This is a genomic window from Sporosarcina sp. CAU 1771 (genome assembly GCF_054482775.1).
Genome location: NZ_JBTLRN010000005.1, coordinates 14,331 through 28,259 on the forward strand (window position 1 = coordinate 14,331; position 13,929 = coordinate 28,259).

Here is a 13,929-nt window from a genome sequence, read left to right on the forward strand (position 1 = left end):
TACGGGGGGTTTTTCTTATATGAAAAAATTGTTTGCATTTGGTTCATCAGTAGTAATTGACGATTTCTCATCTTTGCGAATTACAGGTCCATACTCACTAGTAAATCTGGGTCCCAATTTCGCAACAATTAAATGTGATTCTTACTTAATTGAGGCAGAGGGGGAAGAGTTAACTGTAGATAAGCTGAAGGAAGAAATTGCGGTGTTTCATTTTGAATCCATTAAGAGGATAGAAATTAGTCTAGGTGAAAAAACCGAGGATTTATATGATTCATAAAAAGTACGAAATCAGACTATATGGAGATGGGAACCTTTCGGGAATGCTGACGCAATTAAAGTCAGCGGGTGCTAACATCACATTTCTTTATGTAGATGGCAATTCAGCTTACTTCTACACAGATCGGAAAGGTCTAGCATTGGTTAGAAGGTATAGAAAGCGACATAGAATGAAGGTAAGTATTAGCCAAAGAGATGAAAATTCTTCTGTCGGTGCATTTTTAACGTCTTATCGATATCTAGTCCTATTTATGATCCCTTTAGTCGCCTCGTTTTTTTTATGGACTGTAGATGTCGAATCGGATATTCCCGAAGTTGTTGAGCGGATTGAAGAGAAGCTTGTAGGATCTTCAATTGTTCCATTACGCCCTCTTATGCTGATTCCGGATGAAGGAGAGATTCGCCGACTTCTTATGCAAGACGACCCTTCGTTATCTTGGGTGCGATTCAAGCGGACTGGCGCAACTCTGACAGTCATCCCGATGTTGTCTCCTGCTTCAGAAATAAGAGAAAAGGAACAAGGCCCACCCGCAGACCTTGTGGCGCGCACAGGAGGCGTAATAACGCGCTTTGAATTGGTTCGTGGTGAAAGGGTCGCTCATGTCCACAAGACGGCCAAGAAGGGTGAGCTGCTAGCTACAGGCATCCTTGAACAAGGAGATAAGACGACAATAGTTGGTGCTGAGGGTGCAGTTTACGCGGATTATTGGATGGAGTATGCGTTTGATTTACCTAAAATTATTCGATATAAGATTCAAGGTGAAGAGAAAGTAGATTTCGCATTTACCCCCCCTTGGAATGATGTGAATGAACAAACTGCTAATCCAGTTGGGTGGAAAGGATTTTTCTCACGTTTCGTTCGAGTAGAGCGTTATATGACAGAGGTTGAAGAAATCTTAGAAATTGAAGAAGGAATGGAACAATCTATTCTTGTGCCTTTAGTAAAACAAAAGTTATTGTCTGAAAGAGATGCCACTTTGTTAATTAAAGAAGAAAAAGTTTTGCACGTGACATTCGATAATGATAGAGTTAATGGGACTATATTATTTCTTGTTAATGATAACATTGCCATCAAAAGAACGATTTCCCAAGGAGACTGAACCTATTGGATGATCAACTAATTCAGCTGCATATCGAAAATCCAGACGAAGTAATAATGTTACTCGGGATTTCCGATCAAAACATGAATTTAATTGAAGAGGAACTTAAGATTTCTATACGAACAAGAGGAGAAACGATTTCAATTAGCGGAGAAGTAGCTAGTCGGAATTCTGGTCGAATCTTATTAGAAGAGTTACTCAAAGTAATTCGAAAAGGAATAAATATTAACCAGCGGGATGTTGTAACTGCTCTTGAGATGGTTAAAAATGGAACAATTGAATATTTTGCTGAGCTTTATGATGAAGAAATTTCACGCAATACACAAGGGAAGGCTATTCGTGCTAAAACGATAGGACAACGCGAATATGTTCAGGCAGTCCGTTCAAGGGATTTGGTGTTCTGTATTGGACCTGCAGGAACTGGAAAGACCTATCTAGCCGTAGTGCTTGCCGTTCAGGCGATGAAAACTGGGCATGCTAAAAGAATTATTTTAACGCGTCCTGCTGTTGAAGCTGGAGAAAGTCTAGGTTTTCTTCCTGGAGATTTAAAAGAAAAAGTAGACCCATATTTACGACCACTTTACGATGCGTTGCATGACGTCCTTGGCGCTGAACATACAGAAAGACTAATGGAGCGTGGAGTTATTGAAATTGCACCACTTGCTTATATGAGGGGTCGTACATTAGACGATGCATTTGTCATACTGGATGAAGCACAAAATACGACGAAGGCGCAAATGAAAATGTTTTTAACTCGTTTAGGGTTTGGATCGAAAATGGTTATTACGGGAGACATTACTCAAATTGATTTACCAAGAGGAACAGAGTCGGGTTTGATTGTTGCCCAAGGTGTACTTAAAAATGTTAAGGATATTCATTTTCAATACTTGGAGCAAGGTGATGTTGTTCGTCACCCAATTGTCGCAAAAATAATTGAAGCGTACGAAGATGAGCAGTCATCCTAATTGACTGCTCTTTCCTAACTGAACTAAAAATTAGAGAAAAGTATACTGGGGTGGAATAGAATGTTTCAGCCAATCGCTAAATTTTTTACGTCACTTAAATTTAAATATTTGTCCCTATTCTTAATTGGTCTTTCAGCAGTTCTTCTTTTTTCGTTTATGTATAGTGGTGTTGTTAAAGAAACATTTGAATTAGAAGAATATAAAGTTTCACCAGAAACAATCCGCTCAATCAAAACTATAGAAGATACTGTGAAAACTGAGGAAGAAAGAGAAAGGGCCGCACTTGAAGTCACTCCTTTCTATCAATTTTCAGAAGAGATATCAACAAACAGACAAGCTTTTGTAACTTCGTTATTCGATTCAATTATTGAGGTGAAAAACTCTTCTCGTACGAATAGTGATGATACATCTTCCTCTGTTATTACGGATAATGACCTTCTTAAAGAAATACGTGCAAAGCTTCTCACACTTGAAGAAAATGAGCCTTCAATGCGTTTAAGTGATGAAGCGATATTGAAATTAGTTACGCAGGATATTATAGATTTATTAACTATCCAAAAAACATTAACTACCGCAATTGGTGAAGAATTATCAAAACCCGTTCGAGCCAGTGATTTAACTTCTGTTAAATATGAAATTGAGCGGAAATTACGCCTCGCAGACACGATTGCTCCAAGTGTTCTTCCGACAGTTATAGGAATCGGTAGGTCGGCAATTGTAGAAACAGAAAAAGTGAATGAAGAGTTGACTGAAACGAAAATTGAGGAAGCAAAGGCATCTGTAGAGCCAACTCGAATCTTACTTGGACAAGTAATCGTTCGTGAAGGTCAGGTTATTGATCGTGAAGTATACAGACAGCTTCAACTCCTTGGTTTATTGACAAATCAATCATCTGTGAAGCCAATCGCAGGCTTGGCCATTTTTGTTTTGTTTATCTCCGCAATTATTTATATGCACTTTGCAACTTGGCGAGAAAATAACCAAGTTAAAAAGAAATCTTTGATAATCGTACTAACTGTATTTTTAATGTTAGTTGCTTTGATGAAACTCGTGGCTTTAATTGAAGGGGAATTTGATGTTCTTTTAGCATTTCTATTTCCAACTGCGCTTGCACCGATGCTCGTAAAATTGTTAACGAATGAGCGACTTGCAGTTATGACTACGATCATTACAGCAGCAACGGCTGGCGTGATGTTGCAAGAAGGGTTTGCTTCTATTATTCAAATGGAAGTAGCACTATACATACTTTTTGGTGGGGTTACTAGTCTTTATTTGTTAGGAAATGTAGGAAGGCGTTCCACGATTTTACGAACGAGTGCAGGTGTTGCTGTTTCCAATATGCTATTCATTGGTTTTTATCTTTTGATGACGCAATCGACGTATAGTTTATCAGAACTCCTATATTATACGATTGCCGCTGTGACATCAGGTATACTTTCGGGTGCGCTCACCATTGGACTTATGCCGTTTTTCGAATCTGTTTTTGGGTTGCTTTCAGATATAAGACTGATTGAATTATCAAGTCCGAATCATCCACTTTTGAAAAGGGTGCTAACTGAAACACCAGGTACTTATCATCACAGTGTGATGGTTGCAAATCTAGCTGACGCTGCATGTGAGGCCATTGGAGCAAATGGGCTACTTGCAAGAGTCGGTAGCTATTATCATGACATTGGTAAGACAATCCGACCTGGTTATTTTATAGAAAATCAGCATGAAAGTCAGAATCCGCATGATTCACTTCCGCCCGAAAAAAGTCGCGACATCATTATTGCACACGGTGAAGATGGGGCAAAGCTACTTGAGAAACATAAGATGCCAAAGGAACTTGTAGATATTGCGAGACAACATCATGGAACAAGTTTACTAAAATACTTTTTTGTAAAAGCTCGCGATATGGGAGAAGAAGTAGCTGAAGCAGATTATAGGTACGCGGGTCCGAAACCACAAACGAAAGAAATCGCAATAATTTCTATTTCGGATAGTATAGAGGCTGCTGTCAGATCGCTGAAGGATCCTACTACCCAAAAAATTGCTACGCTCGTTCGAGCAATTATTAACGATAAATTAAATGATGGTCAATTTGATGAGTGTGATTTGTCAATGAAGGAGTTAAGGAAGGTGGAGCGTGCAATTTGCGAAACCTTGAACGGTATTTTTCATAGCCGAATTGAGTATCCCGACTAAATAAAGGAGGCGACGGTAGATTGTTGGAGCTATATTTTAACGATGCAACAAGTTCAGTTGAAGAGCAGCAACAAAAATTAATCGAAGAACTGCTAATTTATGCAGCTGAAAAAGAAGGCGTTGAAGGGGAAGCTGAAGTTTCAGTTACATTTATGACAGATTATGAAATCCAAAAAATAAACGCAGAATATCGTGGCATAGATAAGTCAACGGATGTTATTTCATTTGCACTTGAAGAAACATCCGAGGATGAAATGCAAATTGTATATGATGAAAAGATGCCACGTACACTTGGTGATATTATAATTTCTGTCGAGACTGCAAAAGCTCAGGCAGTCGATTACGGGCATGATTTGAAGCGTGAACTGGGATTTCTTGCGCTCCATGGATTCCTTCACCTTCTTGGTTATGATCATCTGACCGAAGAAGATGAAAAGAGAATGTTTGGCAGACAGAATGAGATTTTAACTGCATTTGGACTCGAGAGGTAACGTATGCCTAAATTTATTCGAGCGTTTGGATATGCTGCAGAAGGAATTCTCCACGGAATAAAAACAGAGAGAAACATTAAATTTCACTTTCTATCTATGCTTGTAGTTGTTATTGCCAGTTTTTTAACTAAATTATCCTTAATTGAGTGGATAGTCGTCCTCCTTTTAATAGGTGGGATGATTGCGCTTGAAATGATGAATTCTTCTATCGAACGGGCAATAAATCTGGTAACATCTGAAGTCCATCCTCTTGCGAAACAAGCAAAGGATCTCGCTGCGGGAGCGGTACTTATTTATGCTATAATTAGCGCGATAATAGGTTTACTACTATTTATCCCTAAATGGTTTTATTAATATAGAAGAGGTGTGTTTATGAACAAAGAGAAGTTGATTGAAGCTTCGAAAATAGCACGTGAAAAAGCATATGTTCCTTATTCAAATTTCCCTGTAGGTGCAGCATTACTTGCGTCTGACGGAACAATATATCATGGGTGTAATATTGAAAACTCAGCATATAGCATGACGAACTGTGCAGAAAGAACAGCTTTTTTTAAAGCTGTTTCTGAAGGAGTCCATTCATTTGAAGCGCTTGCTGTTGTGGGCGATACAGAGGGACCAATTTCACCGTGTGGCGCATGTAGACAAGTGATAACGGAATTCTGTGATGGGGCTATGCCAGTTTATTTAACAAATTTAAAAGGGGAAGTATTCGAAACTACAGTAGCAGAGCTTCTACCCGGTGCGTTTTCTAAGGAGGATCTTTCATATGCAAGAAAAAAATAATGAATTTAAATCAGGTTTTATTTCAATTATAGGACGACCCAATGTTGGGAAATCAACGTTCTTGAATCATGTAGTCGGACAGAAGATCGCAATTATGAGTGATAAACCTCAGACGACTCGAAACAAAGTTCAAGGAGTTGTAACAACTGAAGATGCGCAAATGATTTATATCGACACACCAGGTATTCATAAGCCAAAACACAAGCTAGGCGACTTCATGCTAAAAGTAGCACGAAACACACTTAGAGAAGTAGACGCAATCATGTTTATGGTAAATGCTGAAGAGAAAATTGGTCCTGGAGATCGATACATTATTGAAATGCTCGAGCACACAGAAACTCCAGTTTTTCTTGTAATAAATAAAATTGACCTTGTGCATCCGGATCGATTACTGGAAATAATCGTCTCTTATAAATCTGAATATGATTTTGCAGAAATTGTTCCTATTTCCGCCATAAATGGAAATAATACAGATCGTTTACTTGAAACGTTGAAAAAGTATTTACCTAAAGGTCCAAAATATTATCCCGATGACCAGGTAACGGATCATCCTGAACGTTTTATTATTTCTGAATTTATTCGCGAAAAAGTATTGCACTTAACTAGGGAAGAAATTCCACATTCAATTGCTGTTGTTATCGAGAAAATCGATCGCAAGAGTAAAAAAGAAATAGTTACAATTATGGCTACAATTATTGTTGACCGTGATTCTCAAAAAGGAATTGTAATCGGAAAAAATGGCGCACTTTTAAAAGAAATTGGAACAAAAGCTCGTCGCGATATCGAAATGCTGTTAGGATCTAAAGTATATCTAGAGTTATGGGTAAAAGTGCAAAAGGATTGGCGGAATAAACCGGGCCGCTTGAAAGAATTCGGTTTTAGCGATGATGAATATTAAAAACGTATCGCTTTAAATTAAATGAGGGGTGACAAACTTGTTGAACAAGTGGGAAGGGATTATTATTCGTAGTATCCCATACGGTGAGTCCAATAGTATTGTCACTCTTTTTACGAAAGAAGCCGGCAAAGTAACAGTAATGGCTCGTGGAGCAAAAAAGCCGAGGAGTCGACTAGCCGCACTTACACAGCTTTTCACTCATGGATCTTTTTTGATTCGACAAGGAAGAGGTATGGGCACGCTTGAGCAAGGGGAACAATTGGATTCTATGCGTCACATAAGAGAAGACCTTGAAGCGACGGCCTATGCGAGTTACATCGTAGAGATTGTCGATCGCCTAACGGAAGACAACGAGCGGATTGTCGGTGTCTATGACCTTTTATACGACGCACTTCATACGATTAGTGAGCAATACGATCCAGAGGCAATTTCCTTATTTGTTGAATGGAAGATGCTGCTAGTAGGTGGAATTAACCCAACACTTCATCAATGTGCAAATTGCCATGCAACGGAAGGAGAATTTGCGTTTTCTTTTCGAGAAATTGGTTTTCTATGCCATAGGTGCTTCCATGTAGATCCTTATTTGGTTCGAATTACGCCCAACCAACTAAAGCTGATTCGAACATTCTTTACAGTTCCAATCAAACAAGTGGGCGACTTAACATTAAAAAAAGAAACGAAGCATTTTATGAAGAAAATTGTTCGTACTATATATGATGAACAAATTGGCATTCGATTTAAAGCGCGCTCATTTCTCGATCAACTTGAATCAACACCCGCATTATTGCCTAAAAGAGAAACTCCCCAGAAAGAATGAAATCTTTCTGAGGAGTTTTTTTAATTAAAATTCAAGATGTTTAGCAATATAATCTTTTACGTCTTCAATTGGCATACGTACTTGTTCCATAGAATCACGGTGACGAACAGTCACTTGGCGATCTTCTTCGGAATCAAAATCATACGTAATGCAGAATGGTGTACCAATTTCGTCTTGACGACGGTAGCGTCTACCAATAGATTGTGAATCATCATATTGAACAGAGAAGTGTTTACGAAGTTCTGCGTAAACCGCATCCGCACTTTCTGATAGCTTTTTTGACAATGGAAGTACTGCCGCTTTAACCGGTGCAAGAGCAGGGTGGAAGCGAAGTACTGTACGCTTATCATCGCCTTCAAGTTGTTCTTCATGGTAAGCATCTGTAAGGAAAGCAAGGGTAACACGGTCTGCACCAAGTGAAGGTTCGATACAGTAAGGGACAAACTTCTCATTCGTAATCGGGTCTTGATAATGGAAGTCCTCACCTGAAAACTCCATATGACGCTTTAAGTCAAAGTCCGTTCGGTTTGCGATTCCCCAAAGTTCTCCCCAACCGAATGGGAATTTATATTCAATGTCTACAGTACCTTTAGAATAATGTGAGAGTTCGTCCTCAGTGTGTTCGCGTAAGCGCGTATTCGCATCTGTTAGACCTAAGTCAAGAAGCCATTTTTTAGAGAAATCTCTCCAGTATTCATACCATTCATTATCTTCACCGGGCTTACAGAAAAACTCAAGTTCCATTTGTTCGAATTCACGTGTACGGAACGTAAAGTTTCCAGGTGTGATTTCATTTCGGAAGCTTTTTCCGATTTGTGCAATACCAAAGGGCATTCTTTTTCTCATTGAGCGTTGTACATTTTTAAAGTTAACGAAAATTCCTTGTGCAGTTTCAGGGCGTAAAAAGATTTCATTCGATGAAGAATCCGTTACACCTTGAGAAGTTTTAAACATTAAGTTGAATTGACGAATGGCTGTATAGTCCATAGCGTCACAATTTGGACAAACAACTTCATGTTCAACAATCAATTCGTTCATTTTTTCAAAAGTTAGGCCATCCACAATAATTTCCATGCCTTTTTTATCAAGTGCATCTTCGATTAATTTGTCAACACGGTGACGTGTTTTACATTTTTTACAGTCAATCATAGGGTCATTAAAGTTACCCGTATGGCCGGATGCTTCCCAAACCTTTGGATTCATAAGAATTGCAGCATCAAGTCCGACGTTGTGAGGTGATTCTTGAACAAACTTCTGCCACCATGCTTTTTTGATATTGTTTTTTAGTTCAATTCCTAGTGGACCATAATCCCACGTATTTGCTAATCCACCATAAATATCAGAACCTGGAAATACAAAACCTCTTGCCTTTGATAAATTAACAATTTTTTCCATTGACATAAAATTATCCCTCCAATTAAAATAAGCACAGGTCCCCGGACAGTAATGTCCGAGGACGAGTGCATGATGACCCGCGGTTCCACCTCGATTGGCTATTTCAATAGCCCACTTAAAAAACACATGGCTCCCGGTTGCCTATTCATGTCACTGTAGGCTTTCACTGTTCCTACTCGCTAGTGTTTGACATGACTTATTGACCAATCTGCGCCTATTAAATACATAAATTAGTTTAGCATGATTCTTCTTTCTTCGCAATAGCTAGCATTTTCGTATATAATTATCGAGGATAAAGAATTGAACGTTTAGGGCGGTGACTTATATGGAATTGAATAAGCGCCAGACAGAAATTCTAGAAATCGTTAAAGGAAACGGGCCAATTACTGGAGAACAGATTTCCGAACGGCTCGGTCTGGCTAGAGCTACAATACGTCCCGATCTGGCCATCTTAACAATGGCTGGTTATCTTGATGCTCGACCACGTGTTGGGTATTTTTACTCAGGCAAGAAACCTTCACAGTCTTTAGAGGATAGTATAATTGGAATGAAAGTTCGTGACTTTCAATCAATACCGATTGTTATTAAAGAAAAAATCTCTGTATATGATGCAATATGCCAAATGTTTCTTGAAGATGTAGGAACATTATTTGTCGTCGATGATTCCTTCTTACTTTCGGGAGTTCTTTCAAGAAAAGATTTATTAAGAACGAGTCTTGGCGGAAACGACCTTAACAAAATGCCAGTACATGTAATTATGACGCGGATGCCAAACATTACGTATTGTGAAAAGCAAGACACAGTTATCGAAGTAGCTAAAAAGATGATAGATCACCAGATTGATGCACTTCCTGTAGTTGAGGATAAAGGAAAAGGGCTCACTGTCATTGGAAGAATAACAAAAACAAATATTACAGCAGCATTCCTATCACTTGGGGATGATCATGAACTATGAGGGGGACACAATGAGAAAGTTAACATTATTCATCGTTTCCGACTCTGTCGGCGAAACAGCTGAGTTGGTTGCTAAAGCGGCCGTAAGCCAATTTAGTCCAGGACTTGATGCTGTCTCAGTGAAGCGATTTTCACATATTGAAGACCCTATTCAGTTGCAAGAAATTGCGTTTTTAGCTGAAAAACAACAAGCGCTTGTTGTTTATACATTAGTGAAAAGTGGCATGCGACAAAAATTAAGAGAAGAATGTATTGCTAGAGAAATTAAATGTGTAGATTTACTAGGTGATCTAGTACAACAGATTTCATCTGAACTTGATGAAGAACCTTTAGAAGAGCCCGGTCTCGTTAGACAGTTGGATGAAGAGTATTTCAAGAAAATAGATGCAATCGAATTTGCGGTAAAATATGATGATGGAAGAGATCCGCGCGGCATTTTAAAGGCGGACATCGTATTGATTGGGGTTTCTAGAACGTCTAAAACACCATTATCTCAATATCTTGCACATAAAAGATATAAAGTTGCGAATGTTCCACTCGTACCTGAAGTTGATCCGCCAGAAGAATTATTTCAGATCGATCCTAAAAAATGTTTTGCACTTATAATTTCATCTGATAAATTAAATTCCATTCGAAAAGAACGTTTGATAGCTCTTGGATTAAAGGACGATGCAAATTATGCACAATTGGATCGAATTGAAAGTGAGATTGAACACTTTAGAAAAGTGGTCTCAAAAATTGGTTGTGAAACTGTAAATGTTTCGAATCGAGCGGTCGAAGAGACTGCTAATGTAATCATTACAAGCATGATGAACCAGAATAAATAAGAGAGAAGGACCTTCCGCATTTAGTGGTGAGGTTCTTCTTTTGGGGAGTCCGATTGTGAAAATACTACGATTTTGGAGCAAAGTAGTAGATATTAATCGAAACTAATCGAAATTTCTTCCCAACTAGTGTAATATAAGAGATTCGAGAATAATTTAATGTATTTGTCGAATTATAAAGGATTTTTGAAAGTCATATAGAATTTAAGAGGTTAGAGCAGAAAAAGGTGATGAGATGACTAGAATACCAGAAGAAACAATTGAGGCAGTTCGTACGAAGACAGATATTGTCGATTTAATAGGTGAATATGTACAGCTGACAAAAAGAGGGAAAAACTGGTTTGGTCTATGTCCGTTTCATGGAGAAAGTACACCATCCTTTTCTGTTTCAGAGGATAAACAACTTTTTCATTGCTTTGGTTGTGGCGCAAGTGGAAATGCAATTACATTCGTAATGGACATCGAAAACAGTCAATTTACTGAGGCTGTAGTGAAGCTTGCAAATAGGACAGGCCTTGAAATAGATGTTGCCTTTGAAAACAACTCTATAGTTAAACCTAGTAGCGAATTTAAACCGATGTTTGAAGCGCACGCACTTGCAGCAAACTTTTATAGTCATTTACTTCTAAATACAGTAGAAGGAGAAATGGCACTGCAATATCTTGAAAAAAGAGGGTTTACGAGAGAGAGTATCGAAAAATATGGGATTGGGTGGGCTCTTGATGATTCTACAGCTTTAACCGATTTACTGAAACGGAAAAACTTTGATTTGAAAGAAATGGCTCTTGCTGGGCTATGCATTATGAGGGATGATGGAACTGGATTTTTTGACCGGTTTCGTGGGCGGATCATGTTTCCGCTGCATGATGAACGAGGAAGTGTCATTGCCTTTTCGGGAAGAGTGTTAATTGAAGGGAATCAAGATGCAAAATACTTGAATAGTCCCGAAACCCCGATATTTGAAAAAAGCCAAATATTATACAATTTTCATAATGCGCGTCTTAACGTGCGAAAAACGGGTAAAGTAATACTGTTTGAAGGATTTATGGATACGATATCGGCGGATCGGGCGGGTGTATTGAATAGTGTTGCCGTCATGGGTACATCATTGTCAGATACGCATCTAATAAAACTGAAACGAATTGCAAAGGAAATAATTATTTGTTGTGATGGAGATAACGCTGGTTGGGAAGCGGCAAAACGATTTGCGAGCATGGCGATTAGTAAAGATATCGATGTGCAAGTTGCCCTTTTACCGGATAAAATGGATCCTGATGACTTTATCGCTAATCGAGGTGGAGAAGCTTTTAGTGAACAGATTATTGGCAGTCCACATGCGTACATGTCTTTTATTCTTCTTTATGCAAAGCGCTCCAAAAATCTTGCTCATGAAAATGATGTATTGCAATTCATCCATGAGGTACTCGAAGAGTTAGTCAAGAGAACATCTCCTGTGGAGCGGGATATGTACATCCGACAACTATCGCAAGAAACAGGCGTAGCTTTCGAGGCAATTCACCAACAATTTATAAAAATGGCGGGGAAACAGGCAAAACAAGTTAAAACTCAGCCTGCTCAAGTGGAAAAAGCTCTATCGGTAATGCCACCTAAACGAAAAGTTACGGGGACGGAACGTGCTGAAAGACTTCTGCTCTTTCACCTGTTGAATGATGGTTCCCTGTTTGATCGTTTTTGGGCAGAAAGACAAGAACCATTTATTCACGATGAATATTCGTCTATATATGTTCGTCTTGCTGGATTTTATGAGCAACATGGAATTCCAGACTTTCATCGATTTGCTGAATCGCTTGAAGATCGTGAATTAAGAAAGATTGTTCTCGAAGCAGCGATGACTGAAAGAGATCCCGAACACGCAGAAGAAGAAATAGCCGACTGCATTCGTCACTTAGAAAAGTACCGAATAGATCTTCAAATCCGAGAGAAGATGCATAAGTCGAAAGAAGCTGAAAAAATGAAAGATTATACCTTGGCGTTGGAGCTTGCTAGGGAAATTATACAGCTCCGGAATTCATTGACCGCTTTGTAGTCATAGTCCGATGTTAAAAGGAGGAACAGTTAGATGAGTAAAAAAGAATTATCCGAAGAAGTAGATGTAGAAATGTCAATAGAAGATGTGAAAGCTAAGCTGTTGGAAGCAGGTAAGAAAACAGGTGAATTGACACTTGATGAGGTAACGGAAAAACTGTCCCCTTTTGAAATTGAGCCTGAGCAATTTGAGGAGTTTCTCGATTTAGTAGAGACGCAAGGGGTTGAGATAGATCGTAAATCAGAGGATGATGAGGCTGGTACAGAACCAGTAAAAGCAGCAGCTGATGAAACCAAATTCGATTTAAATGACCTAAGTGTACCACCAGGCGTTAAAATTAACGACCCAGTACGAATGTATTTAAAAGAAATTGGTCGAGTGGATTTATTAACAGGAACACAAGAAGTTGATCTTGCTAAACGAATTATCGAAGGTGATGATGAAGCTAGAAAAGAACTTGCTGAGGCAAACTTAAGGCTAGTTGTAAGCATTGCAAAACGATATGTAGGACGTGGGATGCTATTTCTAGATCTTATTCAAGAAGGTAATATGGGGCTTATTAAAGCTGTTGAGAAGTTTGATCATACAAAGGGATTCAAGTTTAGTACATATGCCACATGGTGGATCCGTCAAGCAATTACACGGGCAATCGCTGATCAGGCACGTACGATTCGAATACCCGTTCATATGGTTGAAACGATTAACAAATTAATAAGAGTACAACGCCAGTTGCTCCAAGATTTGGGCCGTGAACCGTCTCCAGAAGAGATTGGTGAAGAGATGGAGTTAACTGCTGAACGCGTTCGAGAAATACTTAAAATTGCTCAAGAGCCTGTCTCACTAGAAACCCCAATTGGTGAAGAAGACGACTCACACCTAGGTGATTTCATCGAGGATTCAGAAGCGCAGTCTCCTTCAGACCATGCTGCTTATGAGTTGTTGAAAGAGCAGCTTGAAGATGTTCTTGATACATTAACAGATAGGGAAGAGAATGTTTTACGACTTCGTTTCGGCCTTGATGATGGTCGAACAAGAACACTTGAAGAAGTGGGCAAAGTCTTTGGTGTGACAAGGGAACGAATTCGTCAAATCGAAGCGAAAGCACTTCGAAAGTTGCGCCATCCATCTAGAAGTAAAAGGTTAAAAGATTTCCTAGAATAAAAGCTAAGCATCGGCGACCATCTGCTGATGC

General features: G+C 39.0%; 14 protein-coding genes. 13 read left to right on the forward strand and 1 reads right to left on the reverse strand.

Going from position 1 to position 13,929, the window contains the following annotated elements; genetic code table 11:
- The first annotated feature begins 19 nt into the window (after positions 1-19).
- From ACXYMX_RS06005 to recO, 9 genes are read left to right on the forward strand one after another with little or no spacing between them, the layout of a single operon-like run.
- Positions 20-277 carry a hypothetical protein gene (locus ACXYMX_RS06005; protein WP_459043337.1) on the forward strand — a complete coding sequence of 86 codons (258 nt, stop codon included), beginning with the start codon at positions 20-22 and terminating at the stop codon, positions 275-277.
- Positions 267-1,376, forward strand: a complete 1,110-nt coding sequence (locus ACXYMX_RS06010; protein ID WP_459043338.1) for a sporulation protein YqfD — start codon at positions 267-269, stop codon at positions 1,374-1,376. The genes ACXYMX_RS06005 and ACXYMX_RS06010 overlap by 11 nt, the downstream gene beginning before the upstream one ends.
- 5 nt (positions 1,377-1,381) lie before the next feature.
- The gene (locus ACXYMX_RS06015) at positions 1,382-2,341 is read left to right on the forward strand and encodes a PhoH family protein (RefSeq protein WP_459043339.1); all 960 of its coding nucleotides are present in this window, start codon (positions 1,382-1,384) and stop codon (positions 2,339-2,341) included.
- Positions 2,342-2,401: 60 nt separating this feature from the next.
- Complete coding sequence (locus ACXYMX_RS06020) at positions 2,402-4,528, forward strand: HD family phosphohydrolase (RefSeq protein ID WP_459043340.1); 2,127 nt, start codon at positions 2,402-2,404, stop codon at positions 4,526-4,528.
- 20 nt (positions 4,529-4,548) lie between these two features.
- On the forward strand, positions 4,549-5,019 hold the full coding sequence (ybeY, locus tag ACXYMX_RS06025; protein WP_459043341.1) for an rRNA maturation RNase YbeY: 471 nt from the start codon (positions 4,549-4,551) through the stop codon (positions 5,017-5,019).
- Between the two features lie 3 nt (positions 5,020-5,022).
- A complete protein-coding gene (locus tag ACXYMX_RS06030) occupies positions 5,023-5,373 on the forward strand; it encodes a diacylglycerol kinase family protein (protein ID WP_459043342.1) in 351 nt (116 codons plus the stop codon).
- 18 nt (positions 5,374-5,391) lie between these two features.
- Positions 5,392-5,802 (forward strand): cytidine deaminase, encoded by a 411-nt coding sequence (locus tag ACXYMX_RS06035; protein ID WP_459043343.1) that lies wholly within the window; start codon positions 5,392-5,394, stop codon positions 5,800-5,802.
- Complete coding sequence (gene era / locus ACXYMX_RS06040; protein ID WP_459043344.1) at positions 5,786-6,700, forward strand: GTPase Era; 915 nt, start codon at positions 5,786-5,788, stop codon at positions 6,698-6,700. The genes ACXYMX_RS06035 and era overlap by 17 nt, the downstream gene beginning before the upstream one ends.
- Positions 6,701-6,737: 37 nt before the next feature.
- Positions 6,738-7,517 carry a DNA repair protein RecO gene (recO, locus tag ACXYMX_RS06045; RefSeq protein WP_459043345.1) on the forward strand — a complete coding sequence of 260 codons (780 nt, stop codon included), beginning with the start codon at positions 6,738-6,740 and terminating at the stop codon, positions 7,515-7,517.
- A gap of 24 nt (positions 7,518-7,541) precedes the next feature.
- Here recO and ACXYMX_RS06050 read toward each other — a convergent pair whose 3' ends face one another.
- The gene (locus ACXYMX_RS06050) at positions 7,542-8,912 is read right to left on the reverse strand and encodes a glycine--tRNA ligase (RefSeq protein ID WP_459043459.1); all 1,371 of its coding nucleotides are present in this window, start codon (positions 8,910-8,912) and stop codon (positions 7,542-7,544) included.
- A 316-nt stretch (positions 8,913-9,228) separates the two neighbouring features.
- Between ACXYMX_RS06050 and ACXYMX_RS06055 the strand changes: the two genes are divergently transcribed.
- The 4 genes from ACXYMX_RS06055 to rpoD all read left to right on the forward strand — a co-directional run bounded on the left by ACXYMX_RS06055 (position 9,229) and on the right by rpoD (position 13,898).
- Positions 9,229-9,867 carry a helix-turn-helix transcriptional regulator gene (locus tag ACXYMX_RS06055; protein ID WP_459043346.1) on the forward strand — a complete coding sequence of 213 codons (639 nt, stop codon included), beginning with the start codon at positions 9,229-9,231 and terminating at the stop codon, positions 9,865-9,867.
- A gap of 10 nt (positions 9,868-9,877) precedes the next feature.
- Positions 9,878-10,693, forward strand: a complete 816-nt coding sequence (locus tag ACXYMX_RS06060) for a pyruvate, water dikinase regulatory protein (protein WP_459043347.1) — start codon at positions 9,878-9,880, stop codon at positions 10,691-10,693.
- A gap of 232 nt (positions 10,694-10,925) precedes the next feature.
- The gene (dnaG, locus tag ACXYMX_RS06065) at positions 10,926-12,737 is read left to right on the forward strand and encodes a DNA primase (RefSeq protein ID WP_459043348.1); all 1,812 of its coding nucleotides are present in this window, start codon (positions 10,926-10,928) and stop codon (positions 12,735-12,737) included.
- 33 nt (positions 12,738-12,770) lie between these two features.
- On the forward strand, positions 12,771-13,898 hold the full coding sequence (gene rpoD, locus ACXYMX_RS06070) for an RNA polymerase sigma factor RpoD (RefSeq protein WP_459043349.1): 1,128 nt from the start codon (positions 12,771-12,773) through the stop codon (positions 13,896-13,898).
- Positions 13,899-13,929: the final 31 nt, after the last annotated feature.

Bases quoted from the DNA above. Each gene is read 5' to 3' on its own strand.
- dnaG (WP_459043348.1), top strand. From the start codon at position 10,926: ATGACTAGAATACCAGAAGAAACAATTGAGGCAGTTCGTACGAAGACA.
- ACXYMX_RS06010 (WP_459043338.1), top strand. From the start codon at position 267: ATGATTCATAAAAAGTACGAAATCAGACTATATGGAGATGGGAACCTT.
- ACXYMX_RS06005 (WP_459043337.1), top strand. From the start codon at position 20: ATGAAAAAATTGTTTGCATTTGGTTCATCAGTAGTAATTGACGATTTC.
- ACXYMX_RS06035 (WP_459043343.1), top strand. From the start codon at position 5,392: ATGAACAAAGAGAAGTTGATTGAAGCTTCGAAAATAGCACGTGAAAAA.
- ACXYMX_RS06030 (WP_459043342.1), top strand. From the start codon at position 5,023: ATGCCTAAATTTATTCGAGCGTTTGGATATGCTGCAGAAGGAATTCTC.
- rpoD (WP_459043349.1), top strand. From the start codon at position 12,771: ATGAGTAAAAAAGAATTATCCGAAGAAGTAGATGTAGAAATGTCAATA.
- ACXYMX_RS06060 (WP_459043347.1), top strand. From the start codon at position 9,878: ATGAGAAAGTTAACATTATTCATCGTTTCCGACTCTGTCGGCGAAACA.
- era (WP_459043344.1), top strand. From the start codon at position 5,786: ATGCAAGAAAAAAATAATGAATTTAAATCAGGTTTTATTTCAATTATA.
- ACXYMX_RS06050 (WP_459043459.1), bottom strand. From the start codon at position 8,912: ATGGAAAAAATTGTTAATTTATCAAAGGCAAGAGGTTTTGTATTTCCA.
- ACXYMX_RS06020 (WP_459043340.1), top strand. From the start codon at position 2,402: ATGTTTCAGCCAATCGCTAAATTTTTTACGTCACTTAAATTTAAATAT.